The sequence below is a fragment of the Bacillus sp. T-10(2022) genome, assembly GCF_056502895.1.
Map to the genome: position 1 here is coordinate 429,359 of NZ_CP113518.1, position 26,025 is coordinate 455,383.

The following is a 26,025-nucleotide window of genomic DNA, read 5'->3' on the forward strand; positions in this document are numbered from 1 at the left end:
AACTAGATAATAGATAGAAGGCAATTAATTTTTTTCAAAGCATCTGTAAGATCTTTTTTAACGGTTAAGTTAGAAAGGGCGCACGGTGGATGCCTTGGCACTAGGAGCCGATGAAGGACGGGACTAACACCGATATGCTTCGGGGAGCTGTAAGTAAGCTTTGATCCGGAGATTTCCGAATGGGGAAACCCACTGTTCGTAATGGAACAGTATCTTTACCTGAATACATAGGGTACTGAAGGCAGACCCGGGGAACTGAAACATCTAAGTACCCGGAGGAAGAGAAAGCAAACGCGATTTCCTGAGTAGCGGCGAGCGAAACGGAATTAGCCCAAACCAAGAGGCTTGCCTCTTGGGGTTGTAGGACACTCAACATGGAGTTACAAAGGAACGGGGTAAATGAAGCGATCTGGAAAGATCCGTCGAAGAAGGTAAAAACCCTGTAGTTGAAACTTCGTTCCCTCCTGAGTGGATCCTGAGTACGGCGGGACACGAGAAATCCCGTCGGAAGCAGGGAGGACCATCTCCCAAGGCTAAATACTCCCTAGTGACCGATAGTGAACCAGTACCGTGAGGGAAAGGTGAAAAGCACCCCGGAAGGGGAGTGAAATAGATCCTGAAACCGTGTGCCTACAAGTAGTCAAAGCCCGTTAATGGGTAATGGCGTGCCTTTTGTAGAATGAACCGGCGAGTTACGATTTCATGCGAGGTTAAGTTGATGAGACGGAGCCGCAGCGAAAGCGAGTCTGAATAGGGCGAATGAGTATGAGGTCGTAGACCCGAAACCAGGTGATCTACCCATGTCCAGGGTGAAGTTCAGGTAACACTGAATGGAGGCCCGAACCCACGCACGTTGAAAAGTGCGGGGATGAGGTGTGGGTAGCGGAGAAATTCCAATCGAACCTGGAGATAGCTGGTTCTCTCCGAAATAGCTTTAGGGCTAGCCTCAAGATGAGAGTATTGGAGGTAGAGCACTGATTGGACTAGGGGCCCCCAACGGGTTACCGAATTCAGTCAAACTCCGAATGCCAAATACTTATTCTTGGGAGTCAGACTGCGAGTGATAAGATCCGTAGTCGAAAGGGAAACAGCCCAGACCACCAGCTAAGGTCCCAAAGTATACGTTAAGTGGAAAAGGATGTGGAGTTGCTTAGACAACCAGGATGTTGGCTTAGAAGCAGCCACCATTTAAAGAGTGCGTAATAGCTCACTGGTCGAGTGACTCCGCGCCGAAAATGTACCGGGGCTAAACGTATCACCGAAGCTGTGGATTGACACCGTATGGTGTCGATGGTAGGAGAGCGTTCTAAGGGCGTTGAAGTCAGACCGGAAGGACTGGTGGAGCGCTTAGAAGTGAGAATGCCGGTATGAGTAGCGAAAGAAGGGTGAGAATCCCTTCCACCGAATGCCTAAGGTTTCCTGAGGAAGGCTCGTCCGCTCAGGGTTAGTCGGGACCTAAGCCGAGGCCGAAAGGCGTAGGCGATGGACAACAGGTTGATATTCCTGTACCACCTATACATCGTTTGAACGATGGGGGGACGCAGAAGGATAGGGTAAGCGCGCTGTTGGATATGCGCGTCCAAGCAGTTAGGCCGGAAACGAGGCAAATCCCGTTTCCATTAAGGCGGAGCTGTGATGGCGAGGGAAATATAGTACCGAAGTTCCTGATTCCACGCTGCCAAGAAAAGCCTCTAGTGAGATGTAAGGTGCCCGTACCGCAAACCGACACAGGTAGGCGAGGAGAGAATCCTAAGGTGTGCGAGAGAACTCTCGTTAAGGAACTCGGCAAAATGACCCCGTAACTTCGGGAGAAGGGGTGCTTTTTAGGGTGAATAGCCCAGAAAAGCCGCAGTGAATAGGCCCAGGCGACTGTTTAGCAAAAACACAGGTCTCTGCGAAGCCGCAAGGCGAAGTATAGGGGCTGACACCTGCCCGGTGCTGGAAGGTTAAGGGGAGAGGTTAGCGCAAGCGAAGCTTTGAACCGAAGCCCCAGTAAACGGCGGCCGTAACTATAACGGTCCTAAGGTAGCGAAATTCCTTGTCGGGTAAGTTCCGACCCGCACGAAAGGTGTAACGATCTGGGCACTGTCTCAACGAGAGACTCGGTGAAATTATAGTACCTGTGAAGATGCAGGTTACCCGCGACAGGACGGAAAGACCCCGTGGAGCTTTACTGCAGCCTGATATTGAATTTTGGTACAGCTTGTACAGGATAGGTAGGAGCCTGAGAAGCCGGAGCGCCAGCTTCGGTGGAGGCGTTGGTGGGATACTACCCTGGCTGTATTGAAATTCTAACCCGCGCCCCTTATCGGGGTGGGAGACAGTGTCAGGTGGGCAGTTTGACTGGGGCGGTCGCCTCCTAAAGAGTAACGGAGGCGCCCAAAGGTTCCCTCAGAATGGTTGGAAATCATTCGTAGAGTGTAAAGGCACAAGGGAGCTTGACTGCGAGACCTACAAGTCGAGCAGGGACGAAAGTCGGGCTTAGTGATCCGGTGGTTCCGCATGGAAGGGCCATCGCTCAACGGATAAAAGCTACCCCGGGGATAACAGGCTTATCTCCCCCAAGAGTCCACATCGACGGGGAGGTTTGGCACCTCGATGTCGGCTCATCGCATCCTGGGGCTGTAGTCGGTCCCAAGGGTTGGGCTGTTCGCCCATTAAAGCGGTACGCGAGCTGGGTTCAGAACGTCGTGAGACAGTTCGGTCCCTATCCGTCGCGGGCGCAGGAAATTTGAGAGGAGCTGTCCTTAGTACGAGAGGACCGGGATGGACGCACCGCTGGTGTACCAGTTGTCTTGCCAAAGGCATAGCTGGGTAGCTACGTGCGGACGGGATAAGTGCTGAAAGCATCTAAGCATGAAGCCCCCCTCAAGATGAGATTTCCCATGGCGCAAGCTAGTAAGATCCCTGAAAGATGATCAGGTTGATAGGTCAGAGGTGGAAGCATGGTGACATGTGGAGCTGACTGATACTAATAGATCGAGGACTTAACCAACGCTTTTTAAAAAATGAAATACCTTCTTATTATCTAGTTTTGAAGGAACAACGTTCCTTTTATGTTTGGTGGCGATAGCGAAGAGGTCACACCCGTTCCCATTCCGAACACGGCAGTTAAGCTCTTCAGCGCCGATGGTAGTTGGGGGTTTCCCCCTGTGAGAGTAGGACGCCGCCAAGCCATTTATTAAGATCAGCCATTCGGCTGGTCTTTTTTTGTATTGCAATATTTTCAGCTTTCAGGCAGGAGTGACGTAAATTAACATCTAATCGACCTGCAGCCTAACTTTTTCGACCTAAAATGAAATAAATCGACCCACAGGCTAATTAATTCGACCTAAAATGAAATAAATCGACCCATAAGCCAATTAATTCGACCTTCGTTAAATCCTCTCAAATTACAACAGCTGACTTATATAATCGTTCTTACTTGAATTGAAATAGTTCGCGAGAGCAAGATACGAATATGGAGCAGAGTTTAATTTCAAGAATCAGGCTATAGTAATTCAGAGGGGAAGAAGGGTAGGATATTGAAGGGGATGTATAATTTATGGGTGCAGGTGCTTTTACGGAAGAAAGGAATATCATAATCTGAGACATTATGGAATTTCCATTATAAAGTAATCGATTTTATTTACATGCATTGTTGTCTTTACTTATTCTTTTCATTATAATAGGAAGAATTTATTATTGATAATACAAGTTGGATGGGTAAGGAAGAAGGCAGGTAAAATAGAACCATGAAGGGATCGGTATTGTGAGTAAAAAGAGTAAGGAAAAGTTTGAAGTTATCGAAGGCGAGACGATCGATGCATGTTTAGATCGAATTAAAGCGGCAGGTTACTTTCCTGTAAGGCGAACGGAAGAGCCTATCTTTGCCGAGAGAATCGAGAATGGTAAAGTCCATTATGTGCCAGTTGATCGAAAAATTGTATTCGAAGCAAAGTTAATCGAGTAAAACACGAACGATTAATTAATATCATGTAAAAATATTCGATTTTAACTTGACATTAAAATGGCCGGAAGGTAAGATGAAGTTACATTAATACATCTCATATAATCATGGGGATATGGCCCAAAAGTTTCTACCTGATGACCGTAAATCATCGGACTATGAGAAAAGCATCTGACTATTTCGGAAACTAGCCAAGTCTTTTTGTGATTTTCAAAAGGGCTTTCTTTTCCGGACAGGTTGCTTTCTCGATGAGGAAGCAACCTGTCCGGTTTTTTAATTTACATGTTATAGATAAAAATGATAAGCGTCCGTCTGCATACCCGGGACGCCATAATATGAGTGTTGGAGGGAATGATGATATGAAACCGCAAGTTGGGGTTATTATGGGAAGTGTCTCGGATTGGGAAACGATGAAATACGCTTGTGAATCATTGGAACAGCTTGAGATTCCCTATGAAAAAAGAGTCGTTTCCGCCCACCGGACGCCGGATTTACTATTTGAATATGCAGAGAGTGCAAAAGATAGAGATATTAAAGTGATTATTGCCGGAGCAGGCGGGGCTGCACATCTTCCAGGTATGACCGCCGCTAAAACGATTGTCCCTGTGATAGGCGTGCCAATACAGTCGAAGGCATTAAATGGAATGGATTCGTTATTATCGATTGTTCAAATGCCTGGTGGCGTACCGGTTGCAACGGTTGCTATCGGAAAAGCGGGCGCAGTCAATGCCGGTTTGTTTGCGGCTCAAATATTAGCAGCTTTTGATTCTGACATTGCTGATAGATTAGAGGCTTTACGAGACGAAACGAGAGAAAAGGTGTTACAGAGCAGTGAACAACTTAAATAATACAATCATTTTACCGGGACAGACTATTGGAATAATCGGCGGTGGACAATTGGGCAGGATGATGGCCTTATCGGCTAAGGCATCGGGCTTTAAAATAGCGGTCCTTGAGCCGACTGCAGAAGGCCCATGTGCTCAAGTGGCGGATATTGAAATCATTGGTGCTTATGATGATATCGAAGCATTGCAAAGGTTGGCTGACGTCAGTGATGTCATAACATATGAGTTTGAAAATATCAGTTCAGAAGCACTGGATTGGTTAAAGCAACATGCATTTCTTCCACAGGGCTCAGAATTATTAAAGCTGACACAGGATAGGCTGACGGAAAAAAAAGCCATATCAGATGCAGGAGCTTCCGTTGCTCCATATCAGGAAATACAGGATATTTCAGAAATTTACCTTCATATAGAGAAATTAGGGTACCCTAGTGTGTTAAAAACGACGCGGGGCGGTTATGATGGAAAAGGGCAGTTGGTCATTAAGGAAGAAGCCGACATCAAAAAGGCTGAATCCCTGCTCAAAACAGGTATATGTGTGCTGGAAGCCTGGATTCCTTTCGTAAAAGAAATATCCATTATCGTGACGCGTAAGGCAGATGGCGAGACAAGTCATTTTCCGATTGCAGAAAACATTCATGTTGAAAACATTCTTCATAAAAGCATTGTTCCCGCCCGTATTAGTCAACAAGCTGAACGGAAAGCTATTAATGAAGCTTTACAGCTTGCAGAGAAACTTGATTTGGTGGGGACATTGGCGGTCGAGATGTTTTTAACCGCTCAGGATGATATCATCATTAATGAATTAGCGCCAAGACCTCATAACTCAGGTCATTATACAATGGAAGCATGTGAGACTTCACAGTTCGAACAGCATATAAGGGCTGTCTGCAATTGGCCGCTCGGAAATACGGAGTTATTGAAGCCCGTGGTAATGATAAACATCCTAGGTGAGCATGTCAGGCCCTTAATGGATGAAATTCCGACGCTTTCAGATTGGAAGGTTCACCTTTACGGTAAGAAAGAAGCCAAGCTTAAGCGGAAAATGGGTCATGTGAATATTTTACGTCCAACGATTGAGGAAGCTCTTTTGGAAAGTGATCGAAGCAAAATATGGAATCAACAGGTTGAAACGGAGGAAGTAAAATGATTGAACGTTATACCCGCCCAGAGATGGGAAACATTTGGACAGAAAAGAACCGCTTTAATGCGTGGTTGGAAGTTGAAATCTTAGCTTGTGAAGCATGGTCTGAGCTAGGTGTCATTCCTAAAGAAGATGTGAAGCTTCTTCGTGAAAATGCTACATTCGATGTAGACCGTATCAATGAAATCGAAAAAGATACACGCCACGATGTTGTTGCTTTTACACGTGCGGTTTCTGAAACGTTAGGTGAAGAACGGAAATGGGTCCATTACGGACTGACTTCCACTGATGTGGTGGATACAGCTCTTTCATATGTGATAAAGCAAGCGAATGAGATACTTGCCAAGGATTTAAATAACTTCGTGGAGATCCTGAAAAATAAAGCGAAAGAACATAAATACACGGTTCAAATGGGACGTACACATGGAGTTCATGCTGAACCGACCACTTTTGGGTTGAAACTGGCTCTTTGGTATCAAGAAATGAAACGCAATGTCGAACGTTTTGAAGAAGCTAGAAAGAACATTGAGGTTGGGAAAATCTCTGGAGCTGTCGGAACTTACGCGAACATCGACCCGTTCGTTGAAAAATTCGTTTGTGAAAAGCTTGGCCTTGAAGCAGCGCCAATTTCAACACAAACATTGCAGCGCGATCGCCACGCACATTATATGAGCACATTGGCTTTAATTGCGACATCAATTGAAAAATTCGCAGTGGAAATTCGCGGCTTGCAAAAAAGTGAAACACGCGAAGTGGAAGAATTCTTTGCAAAAGGACAAAAAGGATCTTCGGCAATGCCTCATAAACGGAATCCAATCGGTTCTGAAAATATGACGGGTATGGCTCGTGTAATCCGCGGTTACATGATGACAGCATATGAGAATGTGCCATTATGGCATGAACGTGACATTTCGCATTCTTCTGCTGAGCGTATCATCTTGCCGGATGCAACGATCGCATTAAACTACATGCTGAACCGTTTCAGCAACATAGTGAAGAACTTGACCGTTTATCCAGAAAATATGAAACGCAATATGGACCGTACGCTTGGATTGATTTTCTCACAACGTGTACTGCTTTCCCTTATCGATAAAGGACTTGTCCGTGAAGAAGCTTATGATACGGTTCAGCCGAAAGCGATGGAAGCATGGGAGCTTCAGGTTCCATTCAGAAGCCTGATCGAAAAGGATGATAAAATCACAAGCTTGCTTACGAAAGAAGAACTTGATGATTGTTTCGATCCTACACATCACCTGAAAAATGTTGATGTAATCTTTGATCGTTTAGGTTTATAAAAGTGAAGGCGGCAAACATGGCACCTCTAAACGGTGATATGTTTGCCAAGCCTGATCAATGGCAGGAAGATTCATAATATTCACAATGTGGGGGTCTGGACAGATGGAAAAACGAGAATTGTTGTATGAAGGAAAAGCGAAACAGATTTTTGCAACGGACAACAGTGAAATAGTTTGGGTGGAATACAAGGATTCGGCAACAGCATTCAATGGTGAGAAGAAGTCAGAGATTGCCGGAAAAGGTAAGTTGAATAATCAAATTACTAGCTTACTATTTTCAAAGCTTGCCCAAGAGAATATCCCGTCCCATTTTATTGAAATGCTTTCCGAACGGGAGCAACTGGTCAAAAGGGTATCCATCATTCCGCTAGAAGTCGTTGTCAGAAATACGGCTGCCGGCAGTTTTTCTAAAAGAACTGGCATTGAAGAAGGCCAGCCGCTCAAGAAAACGCTGATTGAGTTTTACTATAAAGACGACGAGCTCGGCGATCCTCTGTTAACGGAAGACCATATTGAAGAATTGGAACTTGCAAGCAAGGAAGATGTAGCGATTTTAAAAGAAAAGGCACAAGAAATCAGTATCGTCTTAACGTCTTTCTTTAAAGAGTTGGACATTAAATTGATTGATTTTAAATTAGAGTTCGGCAAAACCCCGAATGGAGACATTCTGCTGGCAGATGAAATTTCACCTGATACCTGCCGATTATGGGATATTAACACGAACGAAAAATTAGACAAAGATGTATTCCGCCGTGATTTAGGAAGTTTAACAGATGCTTACGAAAAAATACTAGCAAAGTTGGAGGGCACTCAACATGTATAAGGTTAAAGTATATATCACACTACGCGAAAGTGTATTAGATCCACAGGGAGCAGCAGTGCAACAATCACTTCATAGCTTGACTTATAACGAAGTTAGTGATGTTCGAGTGGGGAAATACATTGAACTTACAATTAAGGATACGGATCGTGATTTAGATCAACTTGTGAAGGAAATGTGTGAAAAACTATTGGCCAATACGGTAATTGAAGCTTACCGTTATGATGTTGAGGAGGTTATCACCCAATGAAATTTGCTGTCATAGTTTTCCCTGGCTCCAATTGTGATGTCGATATGTACCATGCGATAAAGGATGCATTGGGGGAAGAAGTGGAGTATGTTTGGCACTCTACAGACAATCTAGATCAGTATGATGGGATTCTCCTTCCTGGAGGTTTCTCTTATGGAGACTATTTACGCTCTGGAGCAATTGCACGCTTTTCGAATGTAATGGCTGAAGTCGTAAAAGCGGCACAAGCAGGAAAGCCTGTCTTGGGTGTCTGCAATGGTTTTCAGATTTTACTTGAAGCAGGACTTTTACCTGGAGCGATGCGCCGTAATGAAGGCTTGAAATTCATTTGCCGCAATGTAGGACTGAAGGTTGAAAATAACCAATCGATGTTCACGACAGGATATGAATTAAATGAAACGATTACGATCCCTGTGGCACATGGTGAAGGGAATTACTACTGCGATGATGAGACATTGGCTGAATTAAAACAAAATAACCGCATCTTGTTCACGTATGATGGTGAAAATCCAAACGGAAGCTTGGAGCAAATAGCGGGAATTACAAATGAACAAGGAAATGTCCTCGGAATGATGCCTCATCCCGAACGTGCTGTTGATTCGCTGCTTGGCAGTAAAGACGGCTTAAAGATTTTTCAATCCATCGTGAAAAACTGGAGGGAATCACATGTTATTACAGCTTGAACCAAGTCCGGAAAAAATTAAATCGGATCGATTGTACGCAACAATGGGACTATCCGATGATGAATTTGCAATGGTGGAGAAAATCTTAGGCAGACTGCCGAATTATACGGAAACTGGATTGTTTTCCGTTATGTGGTCAGAGCATTGTTCCTACAAAAATTCAAAACCCATCTTAAGGAAGTTCCCGATTACAGGGGAGAAAGTGCTGCAAGGTCCTGGTGAAGGAGCAGGTATCGTTGATATCGGTGACGATCAGGCTGTCGTTTTTAAAATAGAAAGTCATAACCACCCTTCGGCAATTGAACCTTATCAAGGTGCTGCTACTGGTGTCGGCGGTATTATCCGTGATGTTTTCTCCATGGGTGCCCGTCCGATTGCGATGTTGAACTCGCTTCGCTTCGGTGAGCTAGACAATGATCGTGTGAAATATTTATTTAAAGAAGTGGTCGCAGGGATTGCAGGATACGGGAATTGTATCGGGATTCCAACTGTCGGCGGAGAAATTCAATTTGATCCATCGTATGAAGGAAATCCTCTTGTCAATGCAATGTGTGTCGGTTTGATCGATCATAAGGACATTAAAAAAGGCCAAGCGCATGGAGTGGGCAACACAGTGATGTATGTGGGTGCCAAAACTGGACGTGATGGTATTCATGGAGCAACATTTGCATCTGAAGAGCTATCAGAGTCTTCGGAAGAGAAACGGCCTGCCGTACAAGTAGGCGATCCATTCATGGAGAAGTTGCTTTTGGAAGCATGCCTTGAATTGATTCAAAATGATGCCCTTGTCGGCATTCAGGATATGGGAGCAGCAGGTCTTACAAGCTCATCTGCCGAGATGGCGAGTAAAGCTGGCTCAGGAATAAAAATGAACCTGGATTTGGTACCGCAGCGTGAAACGGGAATGACAGCATATGAAATGATGCTTTCTGAATCACAAGAGCGGATGCTGATCGTTGTCACTAAAGGACGCGAACAGGAAATCGTCGACTTGTTTACGAAATATGACCTAGAAGCGGTTGCTGTTGGTGAAGTAACGGATGATAAAAACCTAACACTTTCCCATCAAGGTGAAATCGTTGCTGAAGTTCCGGTTGATGCACTGGCTGAAGAAGCTCCGATTTATCACAAGCCATCTGCAGAACCGCAATATTTCCGCGACTTCCAAAGCATGACGGCAGAAGTGCCGGTCATTGAAGATTATAAAGAAACATTGGTATCACTATTGAAGCAACCGACAATTTCGAGCAAGGAATGGGTCTACGACCAATATGATTACATGGTCCGTACGAATACAGTCGTTTCACCTGGATCGGATGCGGCGGTAGTGCGTGTACGGGGTACGAATAAGGCCCTTGCCATGACAACGGATTGCAACTCCCGCTTTATTTATTTAGATCCTGAAACAGGCGGCAAAATCGCAGTGGCTGAAGCTGCCCGTAACATCATTTGCTCGGGTGCGGAACCTTTAGCGATCACGGATTGCTTGAATTTTGGAAATCCAGAAAAACCTGAAATATTTTGGCAATTGGAAAAAGCGGCAGACGGTATGAGCGAAGCGTGCAGAAGCTTAAGTACTCCTGTAATTGGCGGAAATGTCTCCCTTTACAATGAAACGAATGGTGAAGCGATTTACCCGACGCCTGTAGTTGGAATGGTTGGACTAGTCAGTGACCTTCAGCACATCACTACACAAACATTTAAAAATGAATCCGATTTGATTTATGTGGTCGGCGAAGCGAAAGTTGAATTCGGAGGCAGTGAGTTGCAGAAAATGCTCGAGGGTAAAATCTTTGGACGCGCTCCAGAACTTGATTTGGCCGTTGAACAAAAACGTCAGCAGCAAATTCTGACGGCAATCCAAAAAGGACTTGTTGCATCTGCCCATGACCTTTCGGAAGGCGGTTTGGCAGTGGCTTTAGCTGAATCTTTATTCGGGGCTAGCAAACTTGGGGCTAAAGTGAATATATCCGGCGAACCGGTATCTGAATTATTCAGTGAAACGCAATCACGATTCCTACTGTCCATCAGTCCTGAAAACCAAACGGCATTTGAAGCACTGGTTGAAGATGCGAGATTAATAGGCTCAGTAACGGCTGATAATAAATTAGTCGTGGCAACAAGTGATAGCAAAGTATTGGAAGCGGACGTTGAAGATTTACAAACAGCTTGGAAGGGAGCCATACCATGCTTGCTGAAATAAGAAGCCTAAACGAAGAGTGTGGTGTTGTTGGAGTCTGGGGACATCCCGATGCTGCACAGCTTGCTTACTACGGTTTGCATAGCTTGCAACATCGTGGTCAAGAGGGAGCGGGCATCGTCGTGACGGATGGTGAGCAGATGTCCATCTCTAAGGGCGAAGGACTTGTCACAGAGATATTCACTGCCGAAAAAATGCAGGCACTTTCCGGTAGCGGTAAAGCGGCAATCGGCCATGTCCGTTATACAACGGCAGGCGGCGGCGGGTATCAAAATGTTCAGCCTTTCCTGTTCAATTCGCATACAGGAGGGCTGGCCCTTGCTCATAATGGGAATATCGTCAATGCTCATCAATTAAAAGCACAGCTTGAAGGACAAGGAAGCATTTTTCAAACGACATCTGATACGGAAGTTCTGGCACATCTGATTAAACGCTCCGGCTACTCGGATGTAAGAGATTCCGTGAAAAACAGTTTAAGCATGCTGAAGGGAGCCTATGCCTTTGTCATCATGACCGAAAACCAAATGATCATGGCAAGAGATCCGCATGGCTTCCGTCCGCTTTCCTTGGGGAAAATAGGCGATGCATATTTCGCTGCATCAGAAACATGTGCACTTGATATTGTAGGTGCAGAATTCATCCGCGATATTGAGCCGGGTGAACTCGTTGTCATTAATGATGAGGGAATCACATCCGAGTACTTTTCGCTTTCCAGCCAACAGGCAATGTGCACGATGGAGTATGTGTATTTCTCCCGTCCGGATAGCAACATTGATGGTATCAATGTTCATACGGCACGAAAAAACCTTGGCAAGCAAATGGCAATGGAAACCAAAATTGAAGCCGATGTAGTTACAGGTGTACCTGATTCCAGCATCTCGGCAGCGATTGGCTATGCTGAAGCTGCAGGCATTCCCTATGAAATGGGTTTAATAAAAAATCGTTATGTTGGACGGACTTTCATTCAGCCATCACAAAGTCTGCGTGAACAAGGCGTGAAGATGAAACTATCACCTGTAAGAGGGGTAGTGGAAGGCAAGCGGGTCATAATGGTTGATGATTCAATCGTCCGTGGGACAACGAGCAGAAGGATTGTCCGCATGTTAAAAGATGCCGGAGCGAAAGAAGTGCATGTAGTAATCAGCTCACCACCGATCAAGAATCCATGTTTTTATGGCATAGACACGTCCAAAAAGGAAGAACTGATTGCGAGCTCTAAATCGGTGGAGGAAATAAGGGAAATCATCGGTGCTGATTCCTTAACTTTTTTAAGTGTCGAAGGTATGGTCGAAGCTATTGGACGACCGTTTCCTGGAGAAACGCGCGGTTCATGCCTAGCTTGTTTCACCGGAAATTATCCGACTGAAATTTTTGAATACGAACGAGAAAAAACAAAATGTTAATCAAGTCGGCAATGATGATTGATTTTCGGAGGAGGATTTCAAATGGCTAATGCATATAAACAGGCTGGTGTGGATATTGAGGCTGGTTATGAAGCGGTAAATCGAATGAAAAAACATGTAAAGCGCACATTTCGTCCAGAAGTAATGAATGGTCTGGGCGGTTTCGGCGGCATGTTTGATTTATCTTCCTTGAACCTTAAAGAACCTGTGCTCATTTCTGGTACGGATGGTGTGGGTACAAAACTTTTGTTGGCGTTCATGATGGATAAACACGATACAATTGGAGTGGATTGTGTAGCTATGTGCGTCAATGATGTTGTCGTTCAAGGTGCTGCACCTTTATACTTTTTAGATTATATTGCATGCGGTAAAGCAGATCCTGAACGAATTGAAATGATCGTCAAAGGAATTGCAGATGGCTGTGAGCAGGCGGGCTGTGCTTTAATCGGCGGAGAAACCGCTGAAATGCCAGGCATGTATGAGACGGAAGAATACGATGTGGCAGGTTTTACTGTAGGTGCCGTTGAAAAATCACGTCTGATTACCGGTGAAGCGATCTCGGCGGGGGATGTCGTCATTGGACTCGCTTCAAGCGGCATCCACAGTAATGGGTATTCCCTTGTTCGTAAGATCCTTCTTGAGGACTCAGGTATGGGGCTTCATGACTTCGTACCGGAACTGGATTGCAAGTTGGGAGAGGAATTATTAAAACCGACAAAAATCTATGTGAAGTCCGTTTTATCGACGTTGGAAAAATTTGAGGTTAATGGCCTTGCCCATATCACCGGTGGAGGATTCATCGAGAATATTCCGCGTATCCTTCCTGAAGGATGCGGTGTTGAAATCGAGCTTGGAAGCTGGGAAATTCCAACCATATTCTCATTCCTTGAAGAAAAAGGGAACCTTGTAAAAGAGGAAATGTTCAATATCTTCAATATGGGTATTGGAATGACGGCCGTCGTCAAAAAAGAAGTGGCATCGGATGTGCTGGCCCACCTAAAGTCTTGCGGTGAAGAAGCCTCAGTTATTGGAACGATCGTGGATGGAAATGGAGTGTCGTTCAAATAATGAAACGCCTTGCTGTCTTTGCATCAGGTAACGGTAGTAATTTTCAATCAATTGCTGAAGCAATAAAAAGTGGAAAGTTGGAGGCGGAAATCTGTCTTGTCGTTTGCGATCGTGAAGACGCATATGTGCTTGAGAGAGCAAAGCTTGAGAATATTGACTCTTTCTCCTTTTCAGCAAAGAATTACTCCAACAAGACTGAATATGAAACGGAAATCCTGGAAAAACTTCGCCAGTATGAGATAGAATTCATCATTCTTGCTGGTTATATGCGTTTGATCGGTCCGACATTATTACAAAAGTATTCACAGAGGATTGTGAACATCCACCCTTCACTTCTGCCTAGTTTTCCAGGCAAGGATGCAATTGGCCAGGCTTTTGATGCCGGAGTGAAGGAAACGGGGGTAACGGTTCATTATGTGGATGATGGAATGGACACAGGACCGGTCATTGCCCAAAAAGCAGTGCCAATTCTTGAAGGGGATACGAAAGACATCCTTCAGAAAAGGATTCAGGAAATGGAGCATGACCTGTATCCGTCAGTTTTGCAGGAGCTATGCCACAAGAAACTTACTTAATGGAGGGACCAACATAACATGAAGAAACGTGCATTAATTAGTGTATCGGATAAAACAGGTATCGTAGAATTTGCTCAAGGATTAATTGAAGCAGGTTTTGAAATCATTTCTACAGGCGGTACCAAAAAAACGCTTCTGGAAAATGGTATTGAGGTTATTGGAATCAGTGACGTCACCGGTTTCCCGGAAATATTGGATGGACGTGTTAAAACGCTTCACCCGAATGTCCATGGAGCAGTGTTGGCAAAACATGATGACAAAAATCACGCAGCACAGCTTGCGGAACATAATATTGAACCGATTCAACTTGTCTGTGTGAACCTATATCCATTCCAAGCGACTATCTCCAAACCGGAAGTCACTGTGGAAGATGCTATTGAAAACATCGATATCGGTGGACCGACAATGCTTCGTTCTTCTGCTAAAAACCACGAATATGTGACTGTTATCGTTGATTCCAATGATTATCCTACCGTATTGGCTGAGCTGAAACAAAACGGCGGGGTAGCAAAAACCACGAATCGCCGCCTGGCTGCAAAAGTTTTCCGTCATACGGCAGCATATGATGCAGTTATTTCAGAGTATATGACAGAGCTTGCCGATGAAGAAAATCCTGAATCATTGACTGTTACCTATGAATTGAAACAGTCACTTCGTTATGGGGAAAATCCACATCAAAAAGCCGCATTCTATAAAAAACCGCTTGGTTCCGTTTTCTCAATTGCAGAAGCGAATCAATTACATGGAAAAGAACTTTCATACAACAACATCAATGATGCTGATGCAGCACTTCAAATCGTTAAAGAATTCAATGAGCCGGCTGCAGTTGCAGTCAAACATATGAATCCTTGCGGCGTCGGTGTCGGTGCGACCATTTTGGAAGCATATGAAAAAGCTTATGAGGCAGATTCCACCTCCATTTTCGGTGGGATCATCGCTTTGAACCGTGAAGTCGATAAGGCAACTGCGGAAAAGCTTCATGAAATTTTCCTTGAAATCATCATTGCACCTGGGTTTACACAAGAGGCAGTGGAAGTATTGACAAGCAAGAAAAACCTACGTTTATTAACGATCGATTTCAACGCGGTTAAAAAGCCTGAACGTAAATTGACATCCATTGAAGGCGGATTACTTATTCAAGATCGGGATGCACATAGCTTAAAGGATGCAGAGGTAAAAGTGGCAACGAAACGTGAGCCTACCCCTGAAGAATGGAAAGCCATGGAACTTGGCTGGAAAATCGTGAAACATGTCAAGTCGAATGCAATAGTGGTTTGTAACGATCAAATGACATTAGGTGTTGGCGCAGGTCAAATGAACCGTGTTGGAGCTGCAAAAATTGCTCTTGAACAAGCTGGGGAAAGAGCGACAGGAAGTGCATTGGCATCAGATGCTTTCTTCCCAATGGATGATACTGTAGAAGCGGCAGCAAAAGCGGGCGTCACGGCAATCATTCAGCCTGGTGGATCTGTTAAAGATGAGGATTCAATCAAGAAAGCTGATGAATATGGGATTACAATGGTGTTTACAGGAATTCGTCACTTTAAACATTAATCAAAAACGAGGTGCGATAATGAATGTACTAGTAATTGGCCGGGGCGGCAGGGAGCATGCCATAGCCCGCAAACTATTTGAAAGTAAACGGGTTGGGACTGTTTTTGCAGCACCGGGAAATCCAGGGATGACCGATGTGGCGACTCTTGTTCCAATTGATGAAAACAATCACGGGGAATTGGTTGCCTTTGCCAAAAAGAATGCAGTTTCATTAACGGTGATCGGGCCTGAAACCCCATTGTTGAATGGACTTGCCGATGATTTTACGGAGGCAGGATTACAGGTGTTTGGCCCTAATGGCCGTGCTGCAGTCATCGAGGGAAGTAAATCCTTTGCTAAAGATTTAATGAAGAACTACAGCATTCCGACAGCGGAATATGAAACATTCTCTGATTATGATTCAGCAAAGGCATATATCGAAAAAATGGGTGCCCCCATCGTCATAAAAGCGGATGGTTTGGCTGCAGGAAAAGGTGTCGTAGTTGCCATGACGATGGAAGAGGCGTTAGACGCCATCCATGATATGCTTGTCGGTGCAAAGTTCGGGGAAGCATCTGCCAAAGTCGTTATTGAGGAATTCCTTGATGGCGAGGAATTTTCATTGATGGCATTCGTTAATGGGGAAAAAGTGTATCCGATGGTCATTGCTCAGGATCATAAGCGGGTTTTTGATGGAGATCAGGGTCCGAACACAGGTGGAATGGGTGCATACTCACCAGTGCCGCAAATTTCCGATGAAATGATTCAGACTGCAGTCGAAACGATTCTTAAGCCCACGGTAAATGCGATGATTTCTGAGAATCGGAGTTTTACAGGAATATTATATGCCGGGTTGATCGCCACTGAAAAAGGCACAAAAGTCATTGAGTTCAATGCTCGTTTTGGCGATCCGGAAACGCAAGTTGTTTTACCGCGCCTAAAAACAGATTTCGTAGACACGCTTGAAGCGGTTCTTTCTGGAGAGGATTTACAACTTGAATGGCATGAAGAAGCCGTGCTTGGAGTGGTCGTCGCAGCCGATGGATATCCAGGGGAATATAAAAAGGGATCTATCATTAAAGGCTTGGAAAAGATTAATCCGAAAGCCCATGTTTATCATGCTGGAACGGCTCTCAATAATGAAGGGAACTTCATCTCGAATGGCGGACGTGTACTTCTGGTTGCTGCAAAAGGGAAAGATTTGGCCTCTGCCCAAGCTGAAGTATATAAAGAGTTAGGGCATATTGAGAAAGACGGCTTATTTTGGCGAACGGATATTGGCTACCGAGCAATAAAATACAATTTTTCATCATAATATAAAGAAGCTGACTCTAAGCGGAGTCAGCTTCTTCTTTAGAAAAAACTTAATATGATTCAGATTGATTAGATTCATTTTCCTGTTTTGGTTCACTTTTCATCAAGTTCTGTCCGTTTTCCATCGCATCGACGACAGGACAATAGCGGAGTATGCCTTCGCCTATTTTCATGGCAGAAAGCATCACCACGATTATGTAAGATTGGTTTTTCCATGGTTTTTTCACCATTTTAGCCATAGCCCATGTTAAAAATGTAAAACCACAGGTAATTCGCATTAATGCATTTATTATACTGATATTTTGTTTAAACTTCATTTAAAGTCCATCCCTTCACAAAAATTTAACAATATTCTGGATAACAATACTGTTCTAATGGGGCAAGTATGTTACTATGAAATAAAATTGGATTGAAAATGGTTTTTTTCATACATCTGTTTCTAATAACTTATGGGGGAATGTTTATGCTTGAACAGCGCTATAGATGGAAAAATAAACATCTTAGAGAACATATAGATGTGCTGGATGGCAATAGGGCACCACACATTCTGCTTAAAAATACGACTTATTTAAATCAGGCATTACGAAAATGGGTGAAGGCGAATATATGGATATATGAGGATCGCATCATATATGTTGGCGATAAGCTTCCTGATAATATAGACCGCTGTGAAATGGTAGACTGTACAAACCAGTACTTGGTCCCGGGTTATATTGAGCCGCATTCACACCCTTCTCAATTATATAATCCCCTTTCTTTTTCACGTTATGCATCTCATTTTGGCACAACGACATTGATCAATGATAACTTGCCGTTTCTATTGCAGTTAGATAAAAAGAAAGCGTTTTCTCTTTTGAAAGAATTACGTAATATTCCTGTAACAATGTATTGGTGGAGCCGTTTTGACGGACAAACGGAATTGATCGATGAAGATATGGTCTTTTCCCATGGAGCCGTTAAATCATGGCTGGAGCATGATGCCGTATTACAGGGCGGGGAACTTACTGGATGGCCGAAGCTTCTCGATGGGGATGACATGATGCTGCACTGGATTCAGGAAGCCAAGCGAATGAGGAAGAAAATAGAAGGACACTTTCCAGGTGCCTCAGAGAAGACTTTAGCAAAAATGACCTTGTTCGGCGCCGATTGTGATCATGAGGCAATGACAGGTGATGAGGTCATGTCGCGCTTGCTGCAAGGCTATTATGTATCATTAAGACATTCTTCGATCCGGCCGGATCTTCCTAAGATGATTTCTGAAATCCATGAACTCGGTATTGATCATTACGACAAATTCTTTTATACGACAGATGGATCGCCGCCTTCTTTTTATGAAGATGGATTCATAGATTGTTTAATAAAGATTGCAATAGAGCATGGTGTTCCGGTCATCGATGCTTACAATATGGCAACTATCAACATCGCACGATATTATAATATTGAATACCTTCATGGCAATATTGCCACTGGAAGGGTAGCGAACATCAACTTCCTGACCGATGTAAAGGAACCCGCACCGGTTTCGGTAATGGCAAAAGGGAAATGGGTTAAAAGGGATGGTGAAATCATTCCAGATAAACAGGAAATCCAATGGAATGATTTCGATTTTAAACCGCTCGATCTTGATTGGGATCTTAGTTTAAAGGAAGATTTTGAATTTTCCATGCCGTTTGGAATTGAATTGGTCAATAATGTAATTACGAAACCGTACTCGCTTGCCAATGATGTTGGTCATGAAGAACTGAACTTTGAGGATGATGAATGCTTTTTCATGCTTATCGACCGGGAAGGGAAATGGCGCATCAATACGATATTAAAAGGGTTTGCGGACAAATTATGCGGCTTCGCCGGCTCTTATACAAATACAGGTGATATCATACTGATCGGTAAAAGGAAAAAGGATATGCATTTGGCATTTAACCGGCTGAAGGAAATCGGCGGTGGAATCATTTTAACGGAACAAGGCAAGGTGATCCATGAACTTCCTCTGAAATTAAAGGGAGTCATGTCCACCAAGGAGGTTCCTCAACTGATAGAAGAAGAAAATGAATTGAAACATTTGCTGCGTGAGAGAGGTTATCGCTTCGCCGATCCTGTGTACACCCTTTCATTCTTTTCGACAACCCATCTGCCATATATAAGGCTAACCCAGCGAGGAGTATATGATGTAATGAATAAAACTATACTCTTTCCTACTATAATGCGTTAAAATATAAGAGAAGAAATGGCTAATAAATCAGAGGAGTGGAAAGATGAACCTTAAGAGAGTTCTTTTCATCGTTATTGCTATTTTACTGCTGGCAGGCTGTTCGACGAAAGAAGATCCTGCATCGGATGACAATAAGCCGAAAGACCAAGCTGTCATCAAAAATACAGATGTGAAAAATGAACCTTCCAATGAGTTTCCACTAACAGGTATAGCCACCGATGCAGGCAGTGAGCGCAGGGCTGCAGCAGTGATGATTAATAATCATCCGGAAGCACGCCCACAATCGGGCCTCTCAGAAGCCGATATGGTCTACGAAATGCTCGCAGAAGGTGACATAACCAGATTTTTAGCTATCTTCCAAAGTGAAATGCCAAGCCAAATCGGTCCGATTCGGAGTGCAAGGGACTATTATATCGAATTGGCTAAAGGCCTTGATTGCATCTATGTCTGTCATGGGAACAGCCCCGAGGCAAAAACCATGCTGGACAAAGGGTATATTGATAACTTGAACGGATTATATTATGATGGTACTTTGTTTCAACGTTCGGCAGATCGAAAAGCACCGCATAATTCCTACACCTCCTTTGAGGATATCCAAAAAGGTGCGAAGGAAAAGGGATATGAGTTGAATGGTGCACCGGCGCCTTATGCTTTCCTTACAAAGGAAGAGGCAGCTGGACTTCAAGGGGAACCGGCATTGAAAACCGAGGTTTCCTACGGATCAGACGAGTATGATGTACAGTATGAATACGAAGCCACGGAAGAGAAATATAAACGTTATTCGAATGGAAAGCAAACAGTCGAGCATAAATCGAATAAACCTATTTTACTGGATAATATATTGATCATTGAGGCTGCTCATCAAGTGATCGACGATAAAGGGCGTCGTAAAATCGACTTGAAAAGTGGCGGAAATGGTTATTTACTTCAAAAAGGAAAAGCGAATGAAGTAGAATGGGTTAATAAGGATGGTCGGATTATACCAGTGAAAAACGATAAAGAAGTAGGGTTGATTCCAGGGAAAACTTGGATCAATATTATTCCGGATGAACCTGGTTTAGTAGGAGACGTCTCATTTTGATACCCATGAAATTGAGGGGGAGTAACATGCAAATTGATAAGTTAAGGGGAAAAGAAACCGATCAGCTGTTTAAGTCGATCCTTTCCTTGCGTGATTTGGACGAATGCTATCGATTTTTTGATGATTTATGCACAGTTAATGAAATTTCATCACTGGCACAGCGTCTTGAAGTAGCCCGCATGCTTGAAGAAGGAAAAACCTATCATAAAATCGAAACGGAAACGGGTGCAAGCACAGCTACGATTTCCAGGGTCAAACGCTGCTTGAATTACGGAAATGATGCTTATTCCATGGCACTTAACCGTATTAAGGATAACGTTGAGGAAACAACTGAATCCTAATCGATCAAAATAAAAAGCCGGGGAATTCATTTCCCGGCTTTTTATTTTGAGTTCAGGACTCTCTTTGCCGGCTGTCTTTCAACCGTATCCGTGTTATATTGGATTTTAGATTCAGAGGTTCCATTTGGTAATAACATTTTATCGATACTTCTCTTTTTTAATGAAAAATCTTAATGCTATAATGGTGTAATGGGAAGTGTGAATGGAGGATTATAATGTACGATTTTCGCGAGTGGAAACATGTTTTCAAACTCGATCCAAATAAAGAAATAAGTGATGAGGCCCTAGAGAAAGTCTGTGAATCCGGTACTGATGCAATCATGGTCGGGGGAACGGATGGAATCACGCTAGAGAATGTGCTTCATTTAATGGCACGTGTTAGGCGATATACCGTCCCATGTGTGATGGAAATTTCTTCTGTTGAAACGGTGACGCCAGGGTTTGATTTATATTTCATTCCGAGTGTCCTGAATAGCACCAACCCGGATTGGATGATGAAACTGCATCAGCAAGCAGTCAAGGAATACGGATACCTTTTGAATTGGGATGAAATTTTCGTTGAAGGGTACTGTATCCTGAATCCTGAGTGCAAGGCGGCCCAGTTGACGAAAGCCAATACCGATTTGGATATGGATGATGTGGGTGCATACGCGATGATGGCAGAAAAGATGTTCAACCTGCCGATTTTTTATTTGGAATACAGCGGTGATTATGGCGATGTCCAGATGGTGGAAGCGGCCAAAGAGAGTTTGGAGGATACCGTACTATTCTATGGCGGTGGGATAAAATCGATTGAACAGGCCAAAGAGATGTCCGAGATTGCGGATGTCATCGTTGTCGGCAATGTGATTTATGAAGATTTGAAAGTGGCACTTGCAACAGTTTCGGCAGTTAAATGAAAACATGTAATAATTATAGTATACTAAAACAGAAACGAATGTTCGTATAGGTGGTGTGATAATGCAATATTTAGCGGAAAAATTACTAATAGGTTTGAATGAACAGCAACAAAAAGCAGTGAAAGCAACTGATGGCCCACTTTTAATCATGGCTGGGGCAGGAAGTGGAAAGACGCGTGTGCTGACTCACCGAATAGCTTACTTGATGGTCGAGAAGGAAATAGCGCCTTGGAACATCCTTGCAATCACGTTCACCAACAAAGCGGCACGTGAGATGAAGGAGAGGATCCGTGCCATACTTGGCGGTGCGTCCGAAGATATCTGGATTTCGACTTTCCACTCGATGTGTGTCCGTATTTTACGAAGAGATATCGACCGTATCGGATTTAATAGGAACTTCTCGATATTGGATACGACAGATCAGCAATCGGTCATAAAACAAATCATGAAAGACCGTAATATGGATACAAAGAAATATGATTATCGTGCCATTTTAGGTAGCATCAGTTCAGCGAAAAATGAATTGGTCGGGCCGGAAGAGTACCTGAAGACGGCGTCTGATTACTTCACTAAAGTAACTGCCGATGTATATACAGAATACCAAAAACGGCTACGTAAAAATTCAGCGCTCGATTTCGATGATTTGATCATGATGACGATTCAATTGTTCCAACTCGTACCTGAGGTGCTTGAATATTATCAGCGTAAATTTCAATACATTCATGTTGATGAGTACCAAGATACGAACAGGGCTCAATACATGCTTGTTAAACTACTGGCTTCACGCTTCCGTAATCTCTGTGTTGTCGGGGATTCAGATCAATCGATCTATCGTTGGCGCGGTGCGGATATTGCGAATATCCTTTCATTTGAAAAGGATTATCCGAATGCCAACATGATTTTCCTTGAACAGAATTACCGCTCGACGAAAAAAATCCTTGCAGCGGCGAATAAGGTCATCGATAACAATCAAAACCGGAAGCCGAAAAATCTTTGGACCGAGAATGCAGATGGCAATAAGATATTCTATTACCGTGCGGACAATGAACAAGGGGAAGCGCAATTCGTAGCCGGAAAGATAAATGAGTTAGTCCAGGATGGCAGCCGGAAATATTCAGATATAGCAATACTTTACAGAACAAATGCACAATCACGTGTCATGGAGGAAGTTCTGCTTAAATCCAATATAAATTATGCGATAGTCGGGGGCACCAAGTTCTATGACCGTAAAGAGATTAAGGATTTACTTGCCTATCTTCGCCTTATTGCGAATCCTGATGATGACATCAGTCTTCGCCGTGTAATCAATGTACCAAAACGCGGAATTGGTGCAACTTCAATGGACAAAGTGGCAGATTATGCAGATCAATATGATGTCTCCATTTATAAAGCACTGGAATCTGTGGAAATGGTAGGGATAAGCGGGAAGGCTACCAAAGCGGCAAGGGAATTCCATACGCTGATCACTAACTATACGAATCAGCAGGAGTACTTATCCGTGACGGAACTTGTGGAGGAAGTCATTAAGAAAACCGGTTACCGTGAGATGCTGCAGGCAGAAAAAACGATTGAATCACAAAGCCGCCTTGAAAATATAGATGAGTTTTTATCTGTTACGAAAGCATTCGAAGATAACAGCGAGGACAAATCATTGGTGGGCTTTTTGACTGACCTTGCGTTGGTTGCCGATATAGACCAACTTGACGAGAATACTGAAGAAGCTACAAATACGGTAACGTTGATGACGCTGCATTCAGCGAAGGGACTTGAATATCCGGTGGTCTTTCTATTGGGCCTTGAAGAAGGGGTATTCCCTCACAGCCGCTCGCTTATGGATGAAGAGGAGATGGAAGAAGAACGCCGTCTGGCTTATGTGGGAATTACAAGGGCTGAAAATGAACTATTCATAAGCAATGCCCAAATGCGGACATTGTATGGACGGACGAGCATGAATCCCGTTTCACGTTTCATTAGTGAAATACCTGAGGAACTTCTTGAAGATCTAAAACCGAAACCGGCCCCTAGAGCTAGGCAAACACCTTTCAGTTCTTCGAGAACCGGATCTCCTTCAACTGCTTCAACAAGAAAAGTGCCTGCCTTCGGAAAAGCTGTTTCTGCGCCATCCGCAACGGGCGGTGAAGAGATCGGCTGGGCTGTCGGTGACCGTGCCTCCCATAAAAAATGGGGTATAGGAACCGTGGTGAGCGTAAAAGGGGAAGGCGAAGGGAAGGAATTGGATATAGCCTTTCCAAGTCCAATCGGCATCAAGCGCTTATTGGCGAAATTTGCACCAGTTGAAAAAGCTTAAGATTAATATGTTTCCACTGGTAAAGAATAGGGATATCTGACTTTAGACACCGCTCTTCTATAAGAAGTGCGGTGGAGTCTTCTTTAGAAAGGATTGAACGTATGGACTTACAAGCTGCAGAGAAGAAAGTTCTGGAACTGCAAACGTTGTTGAACCAATACAGCTATGAATATTATGTGATGGACCAGCCATCAGTACCTGATGCTGAATATGATCGTCTGCTCCGTGAACTTATTGAGTATGAGGAGAAATTTCCGGAACTGCAAACGGCGGACTCACCGACACAACGGGTCGGTGGCGCCATTTTGGATATGTTTGAAAAAGTGGAGCATACCACACCAATGCTTAGTTTAGGCAATGCCTTCAATGAAAGTGACTTACGGGATTTTGACAGAAAGGTCAGACAATCTGTAGGTGACGATTTTTCCTATGTATGTGAATTGAAAATTGATGGACTTGCCGTCACTCTTCAATATGAGAATGGATATTTCGTAAGAGGGGCAACCCGTGGAGATGGAACGATCGGTGAAGATATTACCGCTAATTTAAAAACGATCAAGTCGATTCCATTGAAGCTGCGGGAGCCGGTTGCCATAGAAGTGCGCGGTGAGGCCTTCATGCCAAAAAAATCATTCGAATCATTAAACAAGGCAAAGGAAGAACGCGGTGAGGAACCATTTGCAAACCCAAGAAATGCAGCTGCCGGCTCGTTAAGGCAGCTTGACCCAAAACTTGCTGCGAAACGGAACTTGGATATTTTCCTTTATGCGATTGCCGATTTGGGCGAAACAGGGGTCCGTTCCCACAGTGAGGGTCTGGATTTATTGGATCGACTCGGGTTTAAGACGAATCGGGAAAGAAAAAGATGCTCGAATATAGAGGAAGTGCTGGCCTATATAGTAGAATGGACGGAACAACGTCCGAACTTAGCCTATGATATTGATGGAATTGTCGTAAAGGTGGATTCCCTTGAACAGCAGGATGAATTAGGTTTTACTGCAAAAAGTCCGCGATGGGCGATTGCTTATAAATTCCCAGCTGAAGAAGTCATTACAACCCTAAGGGATATCGAGCTGAATGTTGGCCGTACGGGTGTATTGACCCCGACCGCCGTTTTGGATCCCGTTCGGGTAGCGGGTACCACTGTACAGCGGGCTTCACTTCACAACGAAGACTTAATCCGTGAAAAGGACATCAGAATCGGAGATCAAGTGGTCGTGAAAAAAGCGGGTGACATCATTCCAGAGGTAGTCAATGTACTGGCAGAGCGCCGTACAGGGGAAGAAGTCGAGTTCCAGATGCCGACTGAGTGCCCGGAATGCAGCAGTGAACTTGTCCGGCTGGACGGGGAGGTTGCTTTACGCTGCATCAACCCGAAGTGTCCTGCACAAATACGGGAAGGCTTGATTCACTTTGTTTCCCGTACAGCAATGAATATAGACAGTCTTGGTGAAAAAGTGATTAGCTTATTATTTAAAGAAGAACTCATACAAGATGTGGCTGATATTTATAAGCTTACATACGATCAACTGATTGCTTTGGAAAGGATGGGGGATAAATCCGTCAATAAACTTCTTCAAGCGATTGAAGCTTCAAAGACCAACTCGTTGGAAAAATTACTATTCGGGCTGGGCATTCGCCATGTTGGTTCAAAAGCTGCCAAGACGCTTGCGAGGGAATTCGGGACGATGGAAGCCTTAAGTAAGGCGAGCTGTGAAGAACTAACGGCCATTAATGAAATAGGCGATAAGATGGCTGATTCCATCGTAGCTTATTTTGAGTTGGAAGAAGTCCATGCATTATTGAATGAGCTGGATGCAGCCGGTGTGAATCTTACTTTCAAAGGGCAAAGAGCTGTTGCTATAGAAGATATCGACTCCATTTTTGCCGGTAAAACAGTCGTTTTAACGGGAAAAATGCATCAGTTAACACGTAACGAAGCAAAAGAGAAATTAGAGGCGCTAGGAGCTAACGTTGCTGGAAGTGTCAGCAAGAAAACCGACTTGGTCGTAGCTGGCGAAGATGCCGGTTCCAAACTGGCAAAAGCTGAAAGCCTAGGCGTCATGGTATGGGATGAAGAGAGACTGATTGAGGAACTAAATAAATAAGAG

20 protein-coding genes, 2 rRNA genes and 1 riboswitch are annotated in these 26,025 nt (G+C 43.9%); of the genes, 21 read left to right on the forward strand and 1 reads right to left on the reverse strand.

Annotated elements, in window-relative coordinates:
• Positions 1–62 precede the first annotated feature (62 nt).
• From OSJ91_RS02045 to purD, 15 genes are all read left to right on the forward strand, one after another.
• A 23S ribosomal RNA gene (locus tag OSJ91_RS02045) occupies positions 63–2,995 on the forward strand.
• 64 nt (positions 2,996–3,059) lie between these two features.
• Positions 3,060–3,175, forward strand: a 5S ribosomal RNA gene (rrf, locus tag OSJ91_RS02050).
• Between the two features lie 576 nt (positions 3,176–3,751).
• Positions 3,752–3,952, forward strand: coding sequence for an NETI motif-containing protein (locus tag OSJ91_RS02055; RefSeq protein WP_095390347.1), 201 nt, complete (start codon positions 3,752–3,754; stop codon positions 3,950–3,952).
• Positions 3,953–4,026: 74 nt separating this feature from the next.
• Positions 4,027–4,128, forward strand: a riboswitch (purine riboswitch).
• Between the two features lie 180 nt (positions 4,129–4,308).
• Entirely contained in the window at positions 4,309–4,797 is a 489-nt protein-coding gene (gene purE, locus OSJ91_RS02060) for a 5-(carboxyamino)imidazole ribonucleotide mutase (RefSeq protein ID WP_101225050.1), read from the forward strand.
• Complete coding sequence (gene purK / locus OSJ91_RS02065) at positions 4,781–5,941, forward strand: 5-(carboxyamino)imidazole ribonucleotide synthase (RefSeq protein ID WP_485890903.1); 1,161 nt, start codon at positions 4,781–4,783, stop codon at positions 5,939–5,941. The genes purE and purK overlap by 17 nt, the downstream gene beginning before the upstream one ends.
• Positions 5,938–7,230: an adenylosuccinate lyase gene (gene purB / locus OSJ91_RS02070; protein ID WP_034306123.1), complete on the forward strand. Its 1,293-nt coding sequence runs from the start codon at positions 5,938–5,940 to the stop codon at positions 7,228–7,230. The genes purK and purB overlap by 4 nt, the downstream gene beginning before the upstream one ends.
• Positions 7,231–7,333: 103 nt before the next feature.
• Positions 7,334–8,053, forward strand: a complete 720-nt coding sequence (gene purC / locus OSJ91_RS02075) for a phosphoribosylaminoimidazolesuccinocarboxamide synthase (RefSeq protein WP_048680630.1) — start codon at positions 7,334–7,336, stop codon at positions 8,051–8,053.
• Entirely contained in the window at positions 8,046–8,300 is a 255-nt protein-coding gene (gene purS / locus OSJ91_RS02080) for a phosphoribosylformylglycinamidine synthase subunit PurS (protein ID WP_034306118.1), read from the forward strand. The genes purC and purS overlap by 8 nt, the downstream gene beginning before the upstream one ends.
• Positions 8,297–8,983, forward strand: a complete 687-nt coding sequence (gene purQ, locus OSJ91_RS02085) for a phosphoribosylformylglycinamidine synthase subunit PurQ (protein ID WP_048680628.1) — start codon at positions 8,297–8,299, stop codon at positions 8,981–8,983. Before purS ends, purQ begins: the two co-directional genes overlap by 4 nt.
• On the forward strand, positions 8,967–11,186 hold the full coding sequence (purL, locus tag OSJ91_RS02090; RefSeq protein WP_485890904.1) for a phosphoribosylformylglycinamidine synthase subunit PurL: 2,220 nt from the start codon (positions 8,967–8,969) through the stop codon (positions 11,184–11,186). Before purQ ends, purL begins: the two co-directional genes overlap by 17 nt.
• Entirely contained in the window at positions 11,171–12,586 is a 1,416-nt protein-coding gene (purF, locus tag OSJ91_RS02095; protein WP_350301011.1) for an amidophosphoribosyltransferase, read from the forward strand. The genes purL and purF overlap by 16 nt, the downstream gene beginning before the upstream one ends.
• Positions 12,587–12,628: 42 nt before the next feature.
• A complete protein-coding gene (gene purM / locus OSJ91_RS02100) occupies positions 12,629–13,654 on the forward strand; it encodes a phosphoribosylformylglycinamidine cyclo-ligase (protein ID WP_241590148.1) in 1,026 nt (341 codons plus the stop codon).
• Positions 13,654–14,229 carry a phosphoribosylglycinamide formyltransferase gene (purN, locus tag OSJ91_RS02105; RefSeq protein WP_350301012.1) on the forward strand — a complete coding sequence of 192 codons (576 nt, stop codon included), beginning with the start codon at positions 13,654–13,656 and terminating at the stop codon, positions 14,227–14,229. Before purM ends, purN begins: the two co-directional genes overlap by 1 nt.
• 18 nt (positions 14,230–14,247) lie before the next feature.
• Positions 14,248–15,783: a bifunctional phosphoribosylaminoimidazolecarboxamide formyltransferase/IMP cyclohydrolase gene (gene purH, locus OSJ91_RS02110; protein ID WP_350301013.1), complete on the forward strand. Its 1,536-nt coding sequence runs from the start codon at positions 14,248–14,250 to the stop codon at positions 15,781–15,783.
• 19 nt (positions 15,784–15,802) lie between these two features.
• The gene (purD, locus tag OSJ91_RS02115) at positions 15,803–17,077 is read left to right on the forward strand and encodes a phosphoribosylamine--glycine ligase (RefSeq protein ID WP_350301014.1); all 1,275 of its coding nucleotides are present in this window, start codon (positions 15,803–15,805) and stop codon (positions 17,075–17,077) included.
• A 49-nt stretch (positions 17,078–17,126) separates the two neighbouring features.
• Here the strand turns inward: purD and OSJ91_RS02120 are convergent, their stop codons facing one another.
• Entirely contained in the window at positions 17,127–17,393 is a 267-nt protein-coding gene (locus OSJ91_RS02120; protein ID WP_350301015.1) for a YgaP-like transmembrane domain, read from the reverse strand.
• A gap of 146 nt (positions 17,394–17,539) precedes the next feature.
• On the opposite strand from OSJ91_RS02120, the gene OSJ91_RS02125 reads away from it, so the two are divergent.
• The 6 genes from OSJ91_RS02125 to ligA all read left to right on the forward strand — a co-directional run bounded on the left by OSJ91_RS02125 (position 17,540) and on the right by ligA (position 26,022).
• Positions 17,540–19,285, forward strand: coding sequence for an adenine deaminase C-terminal domain-containing protein (locus tag OSJ91_RS02125; protein WP_350301016.1), 1,746 nt, complete (start codon positions 17,540–17,542; stop codon positions 19,283–19,285).
• Between the two features lie 43 nt (positions 19,286–19,328).
• On the forward strand, positions 19,329–20,366 hold the full coding sequence (locus OSJ91_RS02130) for a DUF3048 domain-containing protein (RefSeq protein ID WP_413015108.1): 1,038 nt from the start codon (positions 19,329–19,331) through the stop codon (positions 20,364–20,366).
• 26 nt (positions 20,367–20,392) lie between these two features.
• Complete coding sequence (locus OSJ91_RS02135) at positions 20,393–20,707, forward strand: YerC/YecD family TrpR-related protein (protein WP_034306094.1); 315 nt, start codon at positions 20,393–20,395, stop codon at positions 20,705–20,707.
• A gap of 215 nt (positions 20,708–20,922) precedes the next feature.
• The gene (gene pcrB / locus OSJ91_RS02140; RefSeq protein ID WP_485890905.1) at positions 20,923–21,606 is read left to right on the forward strand and encodes a heptaprenylglyceryl phosphate synthase; all 684 of its coding nucleotides are present in this window, start codon (positions 20,923–20,925) and stop codon (positions 21,604–21,606) included.
• Between the two features lie 61 nt (positions 21,607–21,667).
• A complete protein-coding gene (gene pcrA, locus OSJ91_RS02145; protein WP_350301018.1) occupies positions 21,668–23,914 on the forward strand; it encodes a DNA helicase PcrA in 2,247 nt (748 codons plus the stop codon).
• A gap of 101 nt (positions 23,915–24,015) precedes the next feature.
• The gene (gene ligA / locus OSJ91_RS02150; protein ID WP_485890906.1) at positions 24,016–26,022 is read left to right on the forward strand and encodes an NAD-dependent DNA ligase LigA; all 2,007 of its coding nucleotides are present in this window, start codon (positions 24,016–24,018) and stop codon (positions 26,020–26,022) included.
• The last annotated feature ends 3 nt before the right edge of the window (positions 26,023–26,025 follow it).